Below are 16,855 nucleotides of genomic sequence, written 5' to 3'. Positions count from 1 at the left end.
TGGACAGCCCAAGGGAGACGCAGATGGCGGAGCGCGCGCGCCACGCAACCTATGACCAACCCGTGGGGGGCTGGGGGTCCGCCAAATCGCTCCTGAAGCACGCCACCGAGCAAAGCGCCGTCTCCGCCTTCCCGGGCCTGTTCTCCGATCACAACAAGACCGGCGGCTACATGTGCACCAGTTGCGCCTGGGCCAAGCCCGCCGTGCCCCATGCGGCTGAATTCTGCGAGAATGGCGCCAAGGCCACCTTCTGGGACCTGACCTCCAACCGCACCACGCCGGACTTCTTCGCCGCCCACCCGGTGCGCGAGCTTCTGGACTGGTCGGACTTCGCGCTGGAAAACCAGGGCCGCCTCACCCATCCCCTGCGCTATGACGCCGACACCGACCGCTATGTGGAGGTGACCTGGGAGGCGGCATTCGCGGGCATTGGCGAGCGGCTGCGCGCGACCGCGCCCGACGCGGCGGTCTTCTATGCCTCGGGCCGGGCCTCCCTGGAGACCTCCTATATGTATCAGCTGCTGGCGCGGCTCTACGGCACCAACAATCTGCCGGACAGCTCCAACATGTGCCACGAGACCACCTCCGTGGCCCTGCCGCCCAGCATCGGCACGCCGGTGGGGACCGTGCTGCTGGACGATTTCGAGAAGACGGACTGCATCTTCGCCTTCGGCCAGAATGTGGGGTCCAACGCGCCCCGCCTGCTCCATTCGCTCCAGGAGGCGCGGGAGCGGGACGTTCCGGTGGTGGTCTTCAATCCCTTGCGGGAGAAGGGCTGGGAGGAGTTCGTCAATCCCCAGCGCCCGGGCCAGATGGTGGCCAACAGCCCCACCCCCATCGCCACCCAATATTACCAGGTGCGCGCCGGCGGCGACATTGCCGCCATGATGGGCATGGCCAAGGCGCTTCTGGCTTTGGACGACGAGGCGCGCCGGTCCGGCGGCGCGCCGGTCCTGGACCATGGCTTTATGGCGGAGCACACCGCCGGCTTTTCCGCCTTCGAGCTTCTGGTGCGGGAGACCGGCTGGGACGAGATCCAGCGGGCCTCCGGCCTTCCCCGCGCCGCGCTGGAGGCGGCGGCTCACACCTTCTCCAAGGCGCGGGCGGTGATCGCCATCTATGGCATGGGCCTCACCCAGCATCGCCTGGGGGTCGACAGCGTGCAGATGCTGGTGAATTTGCTCCTGCTGGGCGGCCATATGGGCAAGCCCGGCGCGGGCATCTGCCCCGTGCGCGGCCATTCCAATGTCCAGGGCCAGCGCACGGTTGGCATTGCCGAGAAGGCGGAACTGGTGCCGCTGGATCGCCTCGCCCGGCAATTCGGCTTCGAGCCGCCGCGCCAGGACGGCATGGCGACGGTGGAGGTGTGCGAGGCGGTGATCGCCGGGCAGGTGCGGGCCTTCATCGGGCTCGGCGGCAATTTCCTGCGCGCCATCCCCGAGCGGGACCTGATGGAGCGGCACTGGCGGGACCTGGACCTGTCCGTCCATGTGGCCACCAAGCTCAACCGCTCCCATCTCATCACCACCCGCCACACCTATCTCTTGCCGACCCTGGTGCGCTCCGAGATCGACCGGCAGGCCAGCGGGCCGCAGATCGTCACCATGGAGGATTCCACCACCTGCATCCACGCCTCGCGCGGCAAGCACGCCCCCGCCGCGCAGACCTTGCTGTCGGAGCCGCGGATCGTGGCGGAGATCGCCAAGGCCACCTTGCCGCCCAATCCCCGCGTGCCGTGGGATCGCTGGGTGGACGATTATGGCCTGGTGCGCGAGGCCATCGCAGAGACTTTCCCCGACGATTTCCGCGACTTCAACGCCCGCCTCGACATCCCCGGCGGCTTCCCCCGGCCGGTGGGCGCCCGCGAGCGGCAGTGGGAGACGCCCAACGGCAAGGCCAATTTCCAGATTCCGCAAGGGCTCTGCGCCAGCTTCGACGACGACGCCGATGCCCGGGTCCTGCGCCTCATCACGTTGCGCTCCAACGACCAGTTCAACACCACCGTCTATGGCGACGTGGACCGGCTGCGCGGCATCAGCGGATCGCGCATGGTGCTGATGATGAACCGCGACGACCGCCTGCGCCTGGGTCTTGAGGAGAATGGCCGGGCGCGGATGGTGACGGCGGTGAATGACGGCGTGTCCCGCGTCATGGGCGGCTTCCAGCTGATCGACTACGACCTGCCGCCGGGCACCTGCGCCGCCTATTTCCCCGAATGCAACGCGCTGATTCCGCTGTGGCATTATGCCAAGGGCAGCAAGACGCCCGCCGCCAAGTCGGTGCCGGTGCGCGTCCTGCCCGAGTGAGGCGGGGCATGTCCACCCCGTCCATGCCCGACCCCTCCATGCCCGCTCCCTCCATGCCCGCGCCGCCGGAGCTGGCACAGGAGGTCTTCCGGGCGCTGGAAGACAAGGCGGCGCTCCCGTTCGGCGCCCGCCTGGTGCTCGGCATCCTCGCCGGCCTCTATATCGGCCTCGGCGGCCTGTTCGCCACCGTGGTGCTGGCGGGCGCGAACGACCTGCCTTATGGCGTCGGGCAGGGGCTGGCGGGGCTTGTCTTCTCGGTGGGCCTCGCCTTGGTGCTGATCGCCGGTGCCGAGCTGTTCACCGGCAATGTGCTGATGGTCGGTCCGCTGGCGGTCCGGCGCCTGTCGCCGGGCCGGGTGTGCGGGGCGCTCGCCACGGTTTATGGCGCCAATTTCATCGGCGCGCTCGGCCTCGGCGTGCTGGTGCTGGCGGCGGGCGTGCACGAGGCCGGCGACGGCGCGGTGGGGCAGGCGGCCCTCGACCTGGGCGCCAGCAAGACGGGCAACGGCTTTGCCGCCACGCTGGCCAGCGCCACCCTTGCCAACATGCTGGTGTGCCTTGCGGTGTGGCTCGGCTATGCCGGCCGCACGGTGACGCAGAAGATCGCCGGCGTGGCCCTGCCCATCGCGGCCTTCGTGGCCGCGGGCCTCGAGCATTCGGTGGCCAACATGTACCTGCTGCCCTATGCGCTGATGGTGCAGACCGTCACTGGCGTGCCGGAGGCGGGGATCTCGGTGGCGGCCATCGCCGCCAATCTGGTGCCGGCGACCCTCGGCAATATGGTGGGCGGGGCGGCGGTGGCGCTCGCCTATGGGGCCGTCTATGTGCCGCCGCGCCCCGCCTCCTGAGGCGGCGTGTCGCCCGCTGCCGTCCCCTTTCTGCGGAACCACGGCGCGGACTTGACGTTAGGGCAAGTGATCTGCCCGGCGGCGCGTGATGGCGGGTCCGACGCGCGCCGGCCGGGCCTGCCCGCGTTTGCCCTTTCGCCACGGAGACCGGCATGGACCCGATCATCCCCTATTGCGGTCCCGCGCCCGCCCCCGAGACGGTGCTGGCCGCCTGGACCTTCGCCCCCCTGCCGCTCGCCCTGACGCTGGCCCCGCTCGCCGCCCTTGTCCTGCCGGGCGCCCGGACGGGTCCGGCCTGGCTTGCCGCCGCCGCGCTCGGCCTGGCTTTCGTTTCGCCGCTCTGTGCGCTGACGGTGGCGCTGTTCACCGCCCGCGGGCTGCATCACCTGCTGGTGGTCCTGGTGGCGGCCCCCGCCCTGGCGCTGGCCTTCCCCCGCCGCCTGCCCCTGCCGGGGGCCCTGGGCTTCCTCGGCCTGTCGGTGACCCTGTGGCTGTGGCACCTGCCCGCCGCCTATCGCCTCGCCTTCGAGAACCATGGGGTCTATTGGGCGATGCAGGCGGCGCTTCTGGGCTTTGCCTTCGCCTTCTGGTCGCAGCTGCTCCATGCCCGGCCGGCGGAGCGGGTGGCCGGCGTCGGCCTGGTTCTGGCGCTGGCCGGCCAGATGGGGCTGATCGCGGCACTCCTGACCTTCGCGCCCCGGGTGCTTTATGCCGAGCACCTCGCCACCGCGCCCGCCTTCGGCCTGGAGGCGCAGGCCGACCAGCAACTGGCCGGGCTTGTCATGTGGGGGCCGGGCATGCTGCCGCTGGCGCTTCTGGGCGGTCTGCTGCTGCGCCGGTCCTGGCGGGAAGCGATGCCCGCATGATCGCGCTGTTCAAGGCCCTCCACATCGCCGCCTTAAGCCTGTGGTGCGCGGGGCTTCTGGCCTTGCCGCTGGTGCTGCAGCTCTACGGCCGGCGGGCGGAGGTGCGCACCCAGGCGGGCTTTTCCGAATTCCGCCTGCTGGTGCACGCCGCCTATACGCGCATCGTGACGCCCGCCGCCGTCATCGCCATTGCCGCCGGCACCGTCCTGATCTTCGCGGCGGAGCTGACGGACATCTGGCTCGTGGCAAAGCTGGTGGCCGTGGTGGGCCTGGTGCTCGTTCATGTCTGGCTCGGCCATCTCTCGGTGGAGGCCTCGGCGGGCCGGGGCTCCTATGAGATGCCGCCGGCCCTCCTGGCCGTCCCGCCCGCCCTCCTGTGCATGGGGGCGGTGCTCTATCTCGTCCTCGCCAAGCCCGACCTCCTGCCCCTCGTCGAGGCCCTGCCGCGGGTGCTCACAACCCCTCAGGGCCGGTCGCTCCCCTCCGATTTGGTGCCGATTTGATAGTCGAAGACCAGCTTCCCGCCATGCCAGCCCGTGAGCGCCGTCATGCCCGCCGCCACCAGCGACAGAGTGAGGCCCACCGGCAGCACCGCCCCTTGGGGGTCGCCGATCCGCACCATCCAATTGGCGCCGAGGAGGGAGAGCAGCATCACCGCGAGGATGAAGTGGCTCCAGCTGGCGGAGCGGTTGCGGATGCCCCGCACCAGCAGCAGTTCCGCCGTCCCGGTGAGCCCCGCCAGCACGCCCATGGCGAAGGCGCCGAACACCCCATAGCCCGCCACATGGGACCAGAAGGCGGCGCCCGTCCACCAATAGAGCAGGTCCGCGCCCAGGGTGCAGAACGACAGGGCGATGGGAAAGGCCACCAGCATGGCATGGAGGGGATGGCCGGCAATGGCGATCCGGGACTCCGTGTCCTCCAGGGCCCGGCGCTCCTCCAGGGGGTCGAGCAGGGTGGGGCGCGTGTCCATGGGCTCTCCTTTGCGTGGTCTGCGACCTCTGCGGTGAAGTGCGCGGCCTTGGGCGCGGTTCCCGTGCTGCTCGCCGGATGCCGGGGGCCGCTCTCCACCCTGACGCCGGCCGGCCCGATCGCGCAGGACATGGCCTGGCTCTGGTGGGCGCTGCTCACCGGGGCGGGCGCGCTGACCGGGCTGGTGCTGGGGCTCCTGGTGCTGTCCTTCGGTCCGCCGCGGCCGGTGCGGGAGGCGCGCTGGACCTTCGGCCTCGGCGTGTGGTTTCCCCTGGGCGTGCTGACCCTGACGCTGGGCGCCGCCATGGTCGTGGGGGAGCGCATCCTGCCCCATGGCCCCGCGCTGGAGGTGCGCGCCCACGCCCGCCAATGGTCCTGGACCTTCACCCACCCCGGCCCCGACGGCCCCGTTGAGAGCGAGGGCGTGCTGCATATTCCGGCGGGCCGGCCGGTGGACGTGCTCATCACGTCGCAGGATGTGATCCATTCCTTCTGGGTGCCGCAGCTGGGCGGCAAGATGGATGCCATCCCCGGCCGGCAGAACCGCCTGCGGATCGAGGCCACCCGGCCGGGAACCCATGAGGGCCTGTGCGCCGAATTCTGCGGCCTCGAGCATGCCTCCATGCGCTTCGAGGTGATCGCCCATGACGCCGCCAACTGGCCGCCCGGTGCGTCCTCCATCGTCACGCCCGCATCACCGGAGGCCGCCCGATGACCGTCCGCGCGGAAGCCGCCATCGCCATCCCGCCCAATCCACCCCGCCGGGCGCTTGCCCTGCACCGCGAGCTCAACCGGGTGTGGGCCAATGATCGCGGGCTGTGGGGCCAGCTCACCAGCGTGAGCCACTCCACGCTCGGCCTGCGCTTCATGCTGACGGCCTTCGTCTTCTTCGCCATCGGCGGGCTGCTGGCCATGCTCATCCGGGCGCAGCTGGCCACCCCCAAGGGGGCCTTCCTGGACAATGGCCTCTACAACCAGATCTTCACGATGCACGGCAGCATCATGATGTTTCTGTTCGCCATTCCCCTGCTGGAGGGGCTGGCCATGTATCTCCTGCCCAAGATGCTGGGCACCCGCGACCTCGCCTTTCCCCGCCTCTCGGCGCTCGGCTACTGGTGCTATGCCTTGGGCGGCACCATCCTCATCGTCGCGCTGCTGGCGGGGGTGGCGCCGGCCGAGGGCTGGTTCATGTACACCCCCCTGTCGGGGCGCGCCTATGCGCCGGGCATCAATGCCGATGTCTGGCTGCTGGGCATCACCTTCGTGGAGATTTCCGCGCTCTCGGCGGCCATCGAGCTGATGGTCTCCATCCTGCGCCTGCGGGCGCCGGGCATGAGGCTCACGCAGATGCCGCTGTTTGCCTGGTACATGCTGGGCACGGCGGCCATGATGCTGGCGGGCTTTCCCCCGCTTATCCTCGGCTCGGTGCTGCTGGAGCTGGAACGGGCCTTCGACTGGCCCTTCTTCGATCCCGCGCGGGGCGGCGACCCTTTGTTGTGGCAGCATCTGTTCTGGCTGTTCGGGCACCCGGAAGTCTACATCATCTTCCTGCCGGCGGCGGGGGTGCTCTCCACGCTCATTCCGGTGCTCTCCCGCACCCCCATCGTCGGCTATGGCGCCATCGTGGCGGCCATATTGGGCATGGTTTTCCTGAGCTTCGGCCTGTGGGTGCACCACATGTTCACGGTGGGCATTCCCCATCTGGCGCTCGCCTTCTTCTCCGCCGCCTCCATGTTGGTGGCGGTGCCCACCGCCGTGCAGATCTTCTCCTGGATCGCCACCTTGTGGCGCGGGCGGCCGGAACTGAAGCTGCCCATGTTCTATATTCTCGGCTTCTTCCTCACCTTCGTCATGGGCGGGCTGACCGGCGTGATGCTGGCGGTGGTGCCGTTCAACTGGCAGGCCCACGACACCGCCTTTGTCACCGCCCACCTGCATTATGTGCTGATCGGCGGCTTCGTCTTTCCCATGCTGGCGGGCATCACCTGGTGGACGCCCATGATGAGCGGGCGGCGCCCCATCAAGGGCCTGGGCGAGGCCGCCTTCTTCATTATCCTCATCGGTTTCCACGGCACCTTCTTCATCATGCACCTGACCGGCCTCATGGGCATGCCCCGGCGCATCCCCACCTATGGGGACAACCCGGAATGGATGGCGCTGAACCTGGTTTCCTCCATCTTCGGCTTCGTGATGACCATCGGCTTTGCCCTGTTCGTCATCGACATCGCGCTGCAGGCGGTGCTGGGGCGGCGGTCGGTGCGCAATCCCTGGCACGCGCCTTCGCTGGACTGGGCCCTGGCCCTGCCGCCGCCCAATTACAATTTCGCCTCGCTGCCCGGTCCCGCCCTTCAGGCGGCGGGGGCGCAGGGCGCCACCTTGCCCCTGGCGCGGGGCGAGGGGCTTCTGGCAGGGGCCCCGCGCGGGCGCCGCGAGATCCTGGTGACGACGGTGGGCGGGGCGCGGCCCGAGCATGTGGCGGTGCTGCCGCCCAACACCCTCCTGCCGCTCCTGGTGGCGCTGGCCCTGTGCGCCTTCGTGCTGCTCATGCTGGCGGGCTTTTATGCCGTCGCCCCGGTGGCGCTGGTGCCGGTGGTGGCCCTCGTCTGGATCTGGGCGCGGCGCGCGCCCGGCGGCGCGGCGGGGGAGAGGGTCGAGGTGGCGCCGGGCCTGTCCCTGCCGGTCGGGGCGGGGCGCGAGCCGAGCCTGGCCTTGAGCGGCCTCCACGCCTTCCTGTTCGCCGATGGCGCCTTTTTCGCCGCGCTGCTGTTCGGCCTGGCCTTCCTGGGCCTGGTCTCGCCCGGGCCGGCCCTGCCGGCCTGGGCGGAGGCGACGGGCGCGACCGCCACGGGCGCCCTCGTGCTGCTGGCGGGCCTGGCCCTGGCCACGGCGGGCGCCCGGTCTGCCCTTGCCCGCACGCAAGCCGGGCGCGGGGCGGGCGGGCGCCTCGCCCTGACCTGCGCCGCCAGCCTTGTGGCGCTTCTCGCCTTGGCGTCGATCGCGCTTGGCCCCTTGCCCGATCCCACCCGCCATGCGGGCGACGCGGTGCGCGCGGCCCTTGTGGCCTATGTGGGGCTGCATGGGGCCATCGCTGTCCTCATGGGTGCCTTCGCTGTGGATGCCGCCCTCCGGGGCGTGCCGGCGCGCATGGGCGGGCTGCGCTGCCTGTGCGCCTGGCAGGGCTACACGCTGGCCACCACGGCCGTGGCCGTCGCGGCCCTCTGGGCGCAAGGGGCGGCGGCATGAACGGGCACGGCGGAATGGGCGGCGACGGCCCGCACGGGCGCGGCGCGATGGGGCATGGCGCGATGGGGCATGGCGTGATTGGCCATGGGAGATTGGGCGGTGCCAAGAAGGGGCGCGCCGAGATCCAACATGGCGACGGATCGGGCGACGATGACATGGGCGACGATGACATGGGCGACGATGACTTGGGCGGCGGCGGGCTTCGGTGGCTCGCCTGGCTCCTGGCCGGGCCCACCCTGTGGGCGCTTGCCTTTTCCGCCGCCTATGGCCTGCACGGCCTCGGCTGCGCCTGGGGCTGGCCGGCGGTGCCGATCGGCCCCGTTTCCCTCCACCGCCTGGTCCTGATCGCCGTCTGGCTCGCCGGCCTGGTGGTCTGCGGTCTATTGGCCTGCGGTCTGCGGCTCCCCAGCCTCCGCCCTGCCCTCGGCCCCGCCGCCCGCCTGCCCCGCCTTGGTCTCTGGATCGGCTTCGTCGCCATCCTCTTCACCCTGGCGCCGGTCTGGGTGGCGTCGAGCTGCTAAGGGATCATCTCAAAGCAACGCGACAGTAATCGCGCGACATCATCCACCCGGGGAAGTTCCGGAATGGAAGGATCTGGCTGACCTTCAGATCAGATCGGAAGCGACACCACATGTCCCGCCAAGGTGGCGATGTTAGAAAAGGGCGATCCGCCGGAATTGCGCCATTCCAAGCGTGTGCGCCTGCGGAAAACCATCACCGCCCGGTCTTGCGCCGCGTCAGGGAGTAGGAACGCAACCATGTCCTTCAAGAACTTGCCAGTCATGGCGAAGATCAGCTCGCTCGTCATTCTGCTCGGATTGTGCGCCGTTGGCGGCAGTCTTTTCTCCGCGCGCATGATGGGCCAGATGTCCGAGGCCCTGAAGGTGACCATGAAGGAGGATGCCGGCTTCATCCAGCTGGCGCGCATGAACCGGCAGCTGGTGGACATGCAGCGCGCCGCCTATAAGCTCGTGGTGGCCGACACCGACGAGGCGATCCGCATCGCCGACCAGGAAATGGACCGCATCCGCAAGCTTGTCGACGAGCGCGCGGCCCAGGTGGTCACTGCGATCCCGCGCCTTGAGGCGCCAATGGCCGACATTCGCAAGCGCGTCGACACGGTCCTGTCTGTGACGTGTGGCCCAACGTTCGATTACGCCCGCAGCTCGACCGATGCGGAGAGCATCATCAAGGCGGGCAAGATGATGGTGAAGGATTGCGAGCCGGCCATTGGTGAGGTCGTGGCGCTGAACGCCAAGCTCATCGACGAGGCTGTTGTCCAGAACAAGAAGAGTGCTGCGGTACTCGAAGACGACATCACCACCAAGACCTACACGATCCTGTTCGGCATGGCCGGCGTGGTGGTCGTGGTGCTCGCGATTGCCTTCCTGGTCTCGCGCTATGCCATCGCCCTGCCCATTTCCCGCCAGATCAGCGTGATGGGCGACCTGTCCAACGATCGGCTCAACATCACCGTTCCCGATGCCGACCGCACGGACGAGGTGGGTCAGATCGCCAAGGCCCTGGAGATCCTGCGCCAGGCGCTTGTCGCGGCCGAGGAGGCCCGCAAGGAGGCCGCCCTTCAGGAGATCCGTACCGCCCAGCGCCTGAAGGAGGAGCGCGAGGCCATCGCGTCGGACTTTGAATCCAACATGGGCGCGCTCGCCAACGCCTTCGCCTCCTCCTCGCAGGAAGTGTCGGACGCGGCGCGGGGGCTGTCTGCCTCGGCCGAGGAGACCTCGCGGCAGGCGGAGGCCGTTTCCCACGCCGCCAGCAATGCCTCCACCAATGTGCAGACGGTGGCCGCCTCCACGGAGGAGATGAACGCCTCGGTGCAGGAAATCGGCCAGCAGGTGGAGCACGCCGCCTCCATCGCCAATCAGGCCTCCGAGGCGACCGACACCACTTATTCGGAAATCCGTGAGCTGTCCCGGGCCGCCGCCCAGATCGGCGAGGTGGTGGAGCTCATCACCACCATCGCCGGCCAGACCAACCTCCTGGCGCTGAATGCCACCATCGAGGCGGCGCGCGCCGGCGAGATGGGCAAGGGGTTCGCGGTGGTGGCCTCCGAGGTGAAGGAGCTGGCCTCGCAGACCGCCAAGGCCACCGAGGTGATCGCCAGCAAGGTCACGGAAATCCAGGGCGCCACCCAGCGGACTGTGGGCTCCATCGAGAATATCGTGACGATCATCTCCAACATTCGCAAGGCGACCGCCACCATTGCCTCCGCCGTCGAGGAACAGGGCGCCGCCACCCGCGAGATCGCCTTCAGCACCCAGCACGCGGCCCAGGGCACCCAGGGCGTGAACGACAATATTGCCGGCGTGGGACGGGCCGCCGAACTGACCGGCGCGGCGTCCACCCAGATGATGGCCCTCTCCGGCTCCCTGTCGGATCAGGCCGCCAATCTGCAGGAAGAGGTGCGCCGCTTCGTCAGCAACCTGCGGGCCGGCTGATCCGGCGCGGCCCCCGCTGGCGGACGACCGCCATCGGGGTGGCCTCCCGCCACCATCAAGGCAAAGGGCGCGCGGCTCCAGGGCGGCGCGCCTTTTCGTTTGGACCTGATGCCGTGTCGCCGATCCGCGGGACGGGGACGGATCGAGGCCGGATGGGGGGCGGGCGCGTGGGGCGGGGGAGAAACACGTTCGCACGTGCTGGGTCTCATCGTGCCTGCGATGCTCGGCCGATACATTGATTTTTCAGGAAAAGTGGCGCTCCCAAGGGGACTCGAACCCCTGTTTTCGCCGTGAGAGGGCGACGTCCTAGACCGCTAGACGATGGGAGCCGGCCGGGAAGGCGCTTCGTATATCCGCGAACGGGGGGCGCATCAAGCCCTCTTTCGCGTGTCCGGCATATTCGCCGGGCGGGCGGGGGCGGGCTGTGGATAAGCGCCGGCGGATCCGCTGCGCCGCCGGGCCTCCGCCGCCGCGATCCTCCGGGCCGGGCGGCCTCCGCCGTCAGCCTTCCCTCGGGTCGGGCGAGCGGCGGGTGTCCGCTGAGGCCCGCGCCCCCTTGGCGGGGCGCGGGGCCGTTTGGCGGATCAGTCCAGCTTCACGCCGGTGGCCGCCGCCACCTTCTTCCAGCGGGCCACGTCGTCCGAGATCTGGGTGGCGAAGGCGGCGGGTGTGTTGGCGACGGGCTCGGCGCCCACGTCCAGCAATTGCTTCTTCACCTCGGGCTTGGCCACGGCTGCCGCCACCGCCTTCTGGAGGGCGTCCACGATGGCCGGCGGGGTGCCGGCGGGGGCGAGCAAGCCGAACCAGCCGGAGACCTCATAGCCCGGCACCGTCTCGGCCACGGTGGGGATGTCCGGCGTGCCCGGCCAGCGCTGGGCGGTGGTCACCGCCAGCGCCCGCACCTTGCCGGACTGGATGGCGGAGACCGAGGAAGGCAGATTGTCGAAGCCCACCGGAATATGGCCGCCGATCACATCGGTGAGCATGGGCGCCGCGCCCTTATAGGGCACGTGGGTCATCTTGATGTCCGCCATCATCTGGAGCAGCTCCGCGCTCATGTGCGGCGAGCCGCCGGCGCTGGTGGAGCCATAATTGATCTTGCCCGGATCGGCCTTGGCGAGCGCGATCAGCTCGCCCACGGTTTTCGCCGGGAAATCCGGGTTGACGATGATGACATTGGGCGTGCTCGCCACCACGGTGATGGGGGCGAAATCCTTCACCGCGTCGTAGTTCAGGTCCGCCTTCACGGCCGAATTGATGCCGTGGGTGTTGGCGGTGCCCATGAGCAGGGTGTAGCCGTCCGGCGTCGCGCGCCCAACGGCCGAAGTGCCGATGGCCCCGCCGGCGCCGGGGCGATTGTCCACCACGAAGGGCTGCTTGAAGGTCTCGGCCAGTTGCTGGGCGATGATGCGGGCGATGATGTCCGTGGTGCCGCCGGCCGGATAGGGCACCACCAGCTTCACGGGCTTGGACGGATAGGTCTCGGCGACGGCCGGCAAGGCGGCGAAGGCGGTGAGCGCGAGGCCGGCGGCCAGCGCCGTGCGCAGGACGGCGCGGCGGGGCATGTGGGTGCGATCCATGAGGTTTCTTCCCGATTGTTTATGAACGAAAGCGCCGGGCTCTTGTGGGCCCGGTCGCGGACGTTGGGTGGGGCGGCTCAGGCGGCGTTCAGGCCCTTCAGGCGGGGCATGAGGGCCTCGGGCACCTCGATCTCGAAGCCCAGCACGGCGGCGGAGAGCGCCTTGCCGTAATTGTCCAGCGCCAGGCTGCGGGAGACCCCACCGCCCAACGCCCCATGGGCGACGAAGTTCAGGGCGTCGATATTATCAACCTCATAGCGCAGCACCTCGCCGGTGATGGCCGCGCCATAGAAGGCCTTGAAGGCCTCCGCCGTGAGCTGGTCCTTCAGGAGCGGATAGAAATCCGGCTCATAGGCGAAGACGGAGATGTTGGAGGTGTTGCCCTTGTCGCCGGAGCGGGCATGGGCGAGGTGCTGGAGCTTCACGCGCGGCATGGGTGCCTCTCCTCAGCTGACGAAATAGGACACGGACGGCGTCACCGCCGTGCGCGGCACGAGGGTGGACCACACGCCGATCACCTCGCGGGTGCGATCCTGGTGGGGCACGCGCTTGCCCGTATGGGCGATGCCCGACACCGCCATGCCGTCCACCTCGCGGCCGACCTTGGCGGCCTCCTCGCGGGTGCGGGTGCGGGCGGCGACGCGCACCGCGATCTCATAGGGCTCGGGCGCATCGGCCGGGGTGGCGGCACCATGCACCGCATTGAGCCCCAGGAAGTCGATGCGCATGTCCTCGGCCTTCAGATCGACGATCTTGAAGCGCTCGGTGAGGATGGTCTTGGCCAATTGCGCGCGGCGCAGCGCGCCGGGGCCGGCATAGAAGAACATGTCCTCGCCGATAAAGCCCTCGGTGCAGCCCATGGAGACTTTCAGGGTGGGCGTGCGCGGCTTGCCGGTAAGGCCGGTGACGCGCACCCGGTCGGGGCCGACCTGTTCGAGCTTGGCCTGGGTGAAGTCCACCACCACGTCGGGGGTGATGTAATTGGCGGGGTCGTGCACCTCGTAGAGCATCTGCTCCTTGACGGTGGCGAGCGAGACCGTGCCGCCCGTGCCCGGCGTCTTGGTGATGACGACGGAGCCGTCCGCCTCCACCTCGGCGATGGGGAAGCCGAAATTCCAGGGCTCGGGCACGTCCTTGAAGCCGGGATCGGTGAAATAGCCGCCGGTCACCTGGGCCCCGCATTCCATCAGATGGCCGATGCCATTGCCGGCGCCCAGACGCTCATAATCATCCGCCGCCCAGCCGAACTCATGCATCATGGGGGCGAGGAACAAGGAGGGGTCCGCCACCCGCCCGGTGAGGACGATCTGCGCCCCCCGCCGGAGCGCCTCCACGATGGGCTCGGCGCCCTGATAGGCTTCCGCCGAGATCAGGGTGTTGCCGAGCGTGGCGGTGGGGGCGCCGTTTTCCAGGATGGTGTCGGTCAGTTCGATCACCCGCTCGGTGATGAGCGAGCCGTTGACGGACGCCACCTTCACGCCCGTGGCGCCCAGCTCCCGCAGCAGCTCCACCACGCGCTGGGCGGCGCCGTCCGGATTGATCCAGCCCTGGTTGGAGATGATCTTGGTGCCCCGCTTCAACGCCGCCGGCAGCACGGCGCGCATGCGGTCGTCCAGATAGGTGTCATAGCCCGGGAAGGTGGGGTCGCGGCGCGCGCGCACCTGGGCGGCGGAGATGGTGGCCTCCGCCATGGTCTCGAAGCAGAGATAATCCAGATCGCCCCGCTCCGCATTGAGCCGCGCCGGCTCCACCCGATCGCCCCACCAGGCCGAGCCGGAGCCGATCCGCACGGTTTTGGTCATGGCTGTCCTCCCGTCGTCATTCTCGTTGCGGCCATTCTTCATCCGGGGTGAAATGGCGCAATGCCTCGCGCGGCAAAGGGGTTGTGACCCTGCTTCACAGGGCGGTGCAGCATGAAGGGGAGGGGCCGTGGACAAATATGGCGAGATGACCGTCTTCCTGGCGGTGGTGGCGGAAGGCTCCTTTTCCGCCGCCGGGCGCAAGCTCGGGCTCTCCCCGTCTGCGGTGTCGAAGCTCATCGGCCGGCTGGAGGCGCGGCTCAAGGTGGCGCTGTTCGAGCGCGTGGCGGGCACCCTGCGCCTGACGCAGGAAGGCGACACCTTCCGCGCCGCCGGGGAGCGGGTGGTGGAGGCCATGGCGGCGGCGGAGGATGCGGTCAGCGCCGGCAGCGGGGAAGTCTCGGGCCTGGTGCGCATCCACACGGCGCTGACCACGGCCAAATATCTCATCGCCCCCCATCTGCCGGAGCTCATCGACCGCCATCCCGGCCTTCGGCTGGAATTCGTGCTGGGCACGGAGCGGGCGAACTTCGCCCGGCAGGGCGTGGATGTGGCCATCCATTCCGGCCGGCCGACCGAACTCTCCCTCATCGGCCGCCCGCTCATGCGCCGGCCCTGGACCATCGCCGCCGCCCCCTCTTATCTCGCCCGCCATGGCGTGCCGGCGCGGCCGGATGACCTCCTCTCCCACCGCTGCCTCAACTTCACCATCCGCACCCAGTGGAATTCCTGGACCTTCCACGAGGAGGAGGAGGGGCTGAAGACCATCGACATTCCCAGCCATATGGGCGCCGACCAGGGGGAATTGCTGCGCACCTTCGCGCTGGTGGGGCTCGGCATCGTGCGCCTCGCTCATTTCCACATCGCCCATGACCTGGCCGCCGGGCGCCTCGTGCCGCTGCTCACCGATTTCCAGGAGCGCACCGACGATGACCGCTTCTATCTGCTCTATCTGCGCGGCCGCGCCCGCGCGCCACGGGTCAAAGCGGTGATCGACTTCCTGGCGCGCAAGCTGAGGTGAGGCCCTTTGCCTCTGGTCAAATCCCGCCGTGGCGTGCACGGCTAAGCTGTGCCTCAGATCCGCCACGCGGGCGGCGGAGCGGGGCGGCGACAATAAAGTGGGGTGTGGACATGCTCATCGATCGGCGCAACCTGTTGCGGGCAACGGCCCTTGGCGCGCTCACGGCTCCCTTTGCGACGGGTGGCGTCCTCGGTTCCGCGGCACGCGCCCAGACGGCGGGCGGCGACGCGCGCCCCGGCTTCTTCAAGGCCAAGGACATTGCCGAGGCCGCCTATGTGTTCGGCCTGCCCATCGTGATGAATTACGGCGTGATGTACGAATACATCATCGACCGCAACAGCGGGCAGTGGAAGGCGCCGTTCAACACCATCTATAACGAGGCGCGGGTCTTCACCTGGCAGGACACCACCATCGTCACGCCCAATTCCGACACGCCCTATTCTTTGCTGTGGCTGGATCTGCGCGCCGAGCCCCTGGTCATTTCCGTACCGGACGTGGACCCCAAGCGCTATTATTCGGTCCAATTCTGCGACGGCAACACCTATAATTACGGCTATATTGGCAGCCGCGCCACCGGCAGCAAGGCGGGGAAATATCTCGCCGTGGGGCCGGACTGGCAGGGCGAGACGCCCGCCGGCATCAACGGCGTGTTCCGCTCCACCACCCAATTCTCGCTGGCCATCTTCCGCACCCAGCTCTTTTCCCCCTCCGACATGGACCATGTGAAGGCCGTGCAGGCGGGCTATCAGGTTCAGCCCCTCTCCGCCTTCCTGGGCAAGCCCGCGCCCGCCGCGCCCGCCGAGGTCTCCTTCCCCGCCTTCTCCAAGGAAAAGGCGAAGACGGACTTCCTGGACTATCTCGACTTCGCGCTCACCTTTGCCCCCGCCCGGCCGGAGGAGGCCGAGATCCGCGCGGGGCTCGCCCGCATTGGGGTGGGGCCGGGCAAGACCTTCAATTTCAAAACCCTGTCGCTGGAGGACAAGGCCGAGGTGCTGCTGGGCCTTGCCGAGGGCAAGCGCAAGGTGGATGAGAAGGCCGCCTCCATCGGCACCGATGTGAATGGCTGGCGCCTGTCCTCCACTTTCGGCGATGCCGCCTTCTTCAACGGCGACTGGCTGCTGCGCGCGGCGGCCGCACAGCTCGGCATCTATGGCAATGACGCGGTGGAGGCGGCCTATCCCGTCACCCGCGTGGATGCCAAGGGCGAGACGCTGGATGGCGCGAAGAAGGCCTACACCATCACCTTCCCCGCCGATGCCCTGCCGCCGGTGAACGCCTTCTGGTCGATCACCATGTATGACGGCAAGACGCAGCTGCTCATCAAGAACCCCATCGACCGCTATCTCATCAACTCGCCCATGCTGCCGAACCTGAAGCGCAATGGGGACGGCTCGCTGACCCTCTATATCCAGGCCACCTCCCCCGGCCCGGACAAGGAAGCCAACTGGCTACCGGCCCCCGCCGGCCCCATGTACATCGCCATGCGCCTCTATTGGCCGAAGGAAACCCCACCCTCCATCCTGCCCCTCGGCCAGGGCACCTGGCAGCCGCCGGGGATCGTGGCGGGGTGAGGGGACACGGGGCGGCGGGGGGTGACCTGCGCCGCCTTGGTGGGGGGAGGAAGCGGAGAAGAGGGGTCAGAGGGGAGGTTTCGAGCGTGGGGCGGCTGAACCCAACATTGTATGTCCGTGCGTGAAAATCGCTACGCTTCGCTAAGACACAGCAGCTATTTTGCGTTTGGGCTACCGATGCTTTACGAACCTC

At 68.9% G+C, this 16,855-nt stretch carries 14 protein-coding genes and 1 tRNA gene; 10 read left to right on the top strand and 5 right to left on the bottom strand.

The annotated features are described in order from the left end of the window. The first annotated feature begins 23 nt into the window (after positions 1-23). From ACT54L_RS20250 to ACT54L_RS20235, 4 genes are all read left to right on the top strand, one after another. A complete protein-coding gene (locus tag ACT54L_RS20250; protein ID WP_476087441.1) occupies positions 24-2,306 on the top strand; it encodes an FdhF/YdeP family oxidoreductase in 2,283 nt (760 codons plus the stop codon). An 8-nt stretch (positions 2,307-2,314) separates the two neighbouring features. Continuing rightward, the gene (locus ACT54L_RS20245; protein ID WP_476087440.1) at positions 2,315-3,154 is read left to right on the top strand and encodes a formate/nitrite transporter family protein; all 840 of its coding nucleotides are present in this window, start codon (positions 2,315-2,317) and stop codon (positions 3,152-3,154) included. 152 nt (positions 3,155-3,306) lie between these two features. Next, positions 3,307-4,020: a cytochrome c oxidase assembly protein gene (locus ACT54L_RS20240; RefSeq protein ID WP_476087439.1), complete on the top strand. Its 714-nt coding sequence runs from the start codon at positions 3,307-3,309 to the stop codon at positions 4,018-4,020. Then, on the top strand, positions 4,017-4,523 hold the full coding sequence (locus ACT54L_RS20235; RefSeq protein WP_476087438.1) for a CopD family protein: 507 nt from the start codon (positions 4,017-4,019) through the stop codon (positions 4,521-4,523). Before ACT54L_RS20240 ends, ACT54L_RS20235 begins: the two co-directional genes overlap by 4 nt. Here ACT54L_RS20235 and ACT54L_RS20230 read toward each other — a convergent pair. Next, positions 4,484-4,993: a DUF2231 domain-containing protein gene (locus ACT54L_RS20230; protein WP_476087437.1), complete on the bottom strand. Its 510-nt coding sequence runs from the start codon at positions 4,991-4,993 to the stop codon at positions 4,484-4,486. The two genes, ACT54L_RS20235 and ACT54L_RS20230, sit on opposite strands and share 40 nt — an antisense overlap. 48 nt (positions 4,994-5,041) lie before the next feature. On the opposite strand from ACT54L_RS20230, the gene ACT54L_RS20225 reads away from it, so the two are divergent. The 4 genes from ACT54L_RS20225 to ACT54L_RS20210 all read left to right on the top strand — a co-directional run bounded on the left by ACT54L_RS20225 (position 5,042) and on the right by ACT54L_RS20210 (position 10,691). After that, on the top strand, positions 5,042-5,707 hold the full coding sequence (locus ACT54L_RS20225) for a cytochrome c oxidase subunit II (protein ID WP_476087436.1): 666 nt from the start codon (positions 5,042-5,044) through the stop codon (positions 5,705-5,707). Further along, the gene (ctaD, locus tag ACT54L_RS20220; RefSeq protein WP_476087434.1) at positions 5,704-8,235 is read left to right on the top strand and encodes a cytochrome c oxidase subunit I; all 2,532 of its coding nucleotides are present in this window, start codon (positions 5,704-5,706) and stop codon (positions 8,233-8,235) included. Before ACT54L_RS20225 ends, ctaD begins: the two co-directional genes overlap by 4 nt. 155 nt (positions 8,236-8,390) lie before the next feature. Next, positions 8,391-8,756 carry a hypothetical protein gene (locus ACT54L_RS20215; protein ID WP_476087433.1) on the top strand — a complete coding sequence of 122 codons (366 nt, stop codon included), beginning with the start codon at positions 8,391-8,393 and terminating at the stop codon, positions 8,754-8,756. A 237-nt stretch (positions 8,757-8,993) separates the two neighbouring features. Continuing rightward, positions 8,994-10,691 (top strand): methyl-accepting chemotaxis protein, encoded by a 1,698-nt coding sequence (locus ACT54L_RS20210; protein ID WP_476087432.1) that lies wholly within the window; start codon positions 8,994-8,996, stop codon positions 10,689-10,691. Between the two features lie 253 nt (positions 10,692-10,944). Here the strand turns inward: ACT54L_RS20210 and ACT54L_RS20205 are convergent. The 4 genes from ACT54L_RS20205 to ACT54L_RS20190 all read right to left on the bottom strand — a co-directional run bounded on the left by ACT54L_RS20205 (position 10,945) and on the right by ACT54L_RS20190 (position 14,073). Continuing rightward, positions 10,945-11,020: transfer RNA gene (locus ACT54L_RS20205), tRNA-Glu, on the bottom strand. A 255-nt stretch (positions 11,021-11,275) separates the two neighbouring features. After that, positions 11,276-12,271 (bottom strand): Bug family tripartite tricarboxylate transporter substrate binding protein, encoded by a 996-nt coding sequence (locus ACT54L_RS20200; RefSeq protein ID WP_476087431.1) that lies wholly within the window; start codon positions 12,269-12,271, stop codon positions 11,276-11,278. A gap of 77 nt (positions 12,272-12,348) precedes the next feature. Then, positions 12,349-12,705 (bottom strand): AtuA-related protein, encoded by a 357-nt coding sequence (locus ACT54L_RS20195; protein WP_476087430.1) that lies wholly within the window; start codon positions 12,703-12,705, stop codon positions 12,349-12,351. 12 nt (positions 12,706-12,717) lie between these two features. Continuing rightward, on the bottom strand, positions 12,718-14,073 hold the full coding sequence (locus ACT54L_RS20190) for an acyclic terpene utilization AtuA family protein (protein WP_476087429.1): 1,356 nt from the start codon (positions 14,071-14,073) through the stop codon (positions 12,718-12,720). Between the two features lie 127 nt (positions 14,074-14,200). Between ACT54L_RS20190 and ACT54L_RS20185 the strand changes: the two genes are divergently transcribed. Both ACT54L_RS20185 and ACT54L_RS20180 read left to right on the top strand, forming a co-directional pair. Continuing rightward, entirely contained in the window at positions 14,201-15,091 is an 891-nt protein-coding gene (locus ACT54L_RS20185; protein ID WP_476087428.1) for a LysR family transcriptional regulator, read from the top strand. A gap of 110 nt (positions 15,092-15,201) precedes the next feature. Further along, complete coding sequence (locus tag ACT54L_RS20180; RefSeq protein ID WP_476087427.1) at positions 15,202-16,662, top strand: DUF1254 domain-containing protein; 1,461 nt, start codon at positions 15,202-15,204, stop codon at positions 16,660-16,662. Positions 16,663-16,855: the final 193 nt, after the last annotated feature.

This window comes from Aquabacter sp. DMC10, assembly GCF_056314145.1.
This window is presented reverse-complemented; position numbering and strand designations above follow the sequence as displayed.

Bases quoted from the DNA above. Each gene is read 5' to 3' on its own strand.
- ACT54L_RS20240 (WP_476087439.1), top strand. From the start codon at position 3,307: ATGGACCCGATCATCCCCTATTGCGGTCCCGCGCCCGCCCCCGAGACG.
- ctaD (WP_476087434.1), top strand. From the start codon at position 5,704: ATGACCGTCCGCGCGGAAGCCGCCATCGCCATCCCGCCCAATCCACCC.
- ACT54L_RS20195 (WP_476087430.1), bottom strand. From the start codon at position 12,705: ATGCCGCGCGTGAAGCTCCAGCACCTCGCCCATGCCCGCTCCGGCGAC.
- ACT54L_RS20245 (WP_476087440.1), top strand. From the start codon at position 2,315: ATGTCCACCCCGTCCATGCCCGACCCCTCCATGCCCGCTCCCTCCATG.
- ACT54L_RS20190 (WP_476087429.1), bottom strand. From the start codon at position 14,073: ATGACCAAAACCGTGCGGATCGGCTCCGGCTCGGCCTGGTGGGGCGAT.
- ACT54L_RS20215 (WP_476087433.1), top strand. From the start codon at position 8,391: ATGGGCGACGATGACATGGGCGACGATGACTTGGGCGGCGGCGGGCTT.
- ACT54L_RS20180 (WP_476087427.1), top strand. From the start codon at position 15,202: ATGCTCATCGATCGGCGCAACCTGTTGCGGGCAACGGCCCTTGGCGCG.
- ACT54L_RS20200 (WP_476087431.1), bottom strand. From the start codon at position 12,271: ATGGATCGCACCCACATGCCCCGCCGCGCCGTCCTGCGCACGGCGCTG.
- ACT54L_RS20235 (WP_476087438.1), top strand. From the start codon at position 4,017: ATGATCGCGCTGTTCAAGGCCCTCCACATCGCCGCCTTAAGCCTGTGG.
- ACT54L_RS20210 (WP_476087432.1), top strand. From the start codon at position 8,994: ATGTCCTTCAAGAACTTGCCAGTCATGGCGAAGATCAGCTCGCTCGTC.
- ACT54L_RS20230 (WP_476087437.1), bottom strand. From the start codon at position 4,993: ATGGACACGCGCCCCACCCTGCTCGACCCCCTGGAGGAGCGCCGGGCC.
- ACT54L_RS20250 (WP_476087441.1), top strand. From the start codon at position 24: ATGGCGGAGCGCGCGCGCCACGCAACCTATGACCAACCCGTGGGGGGC.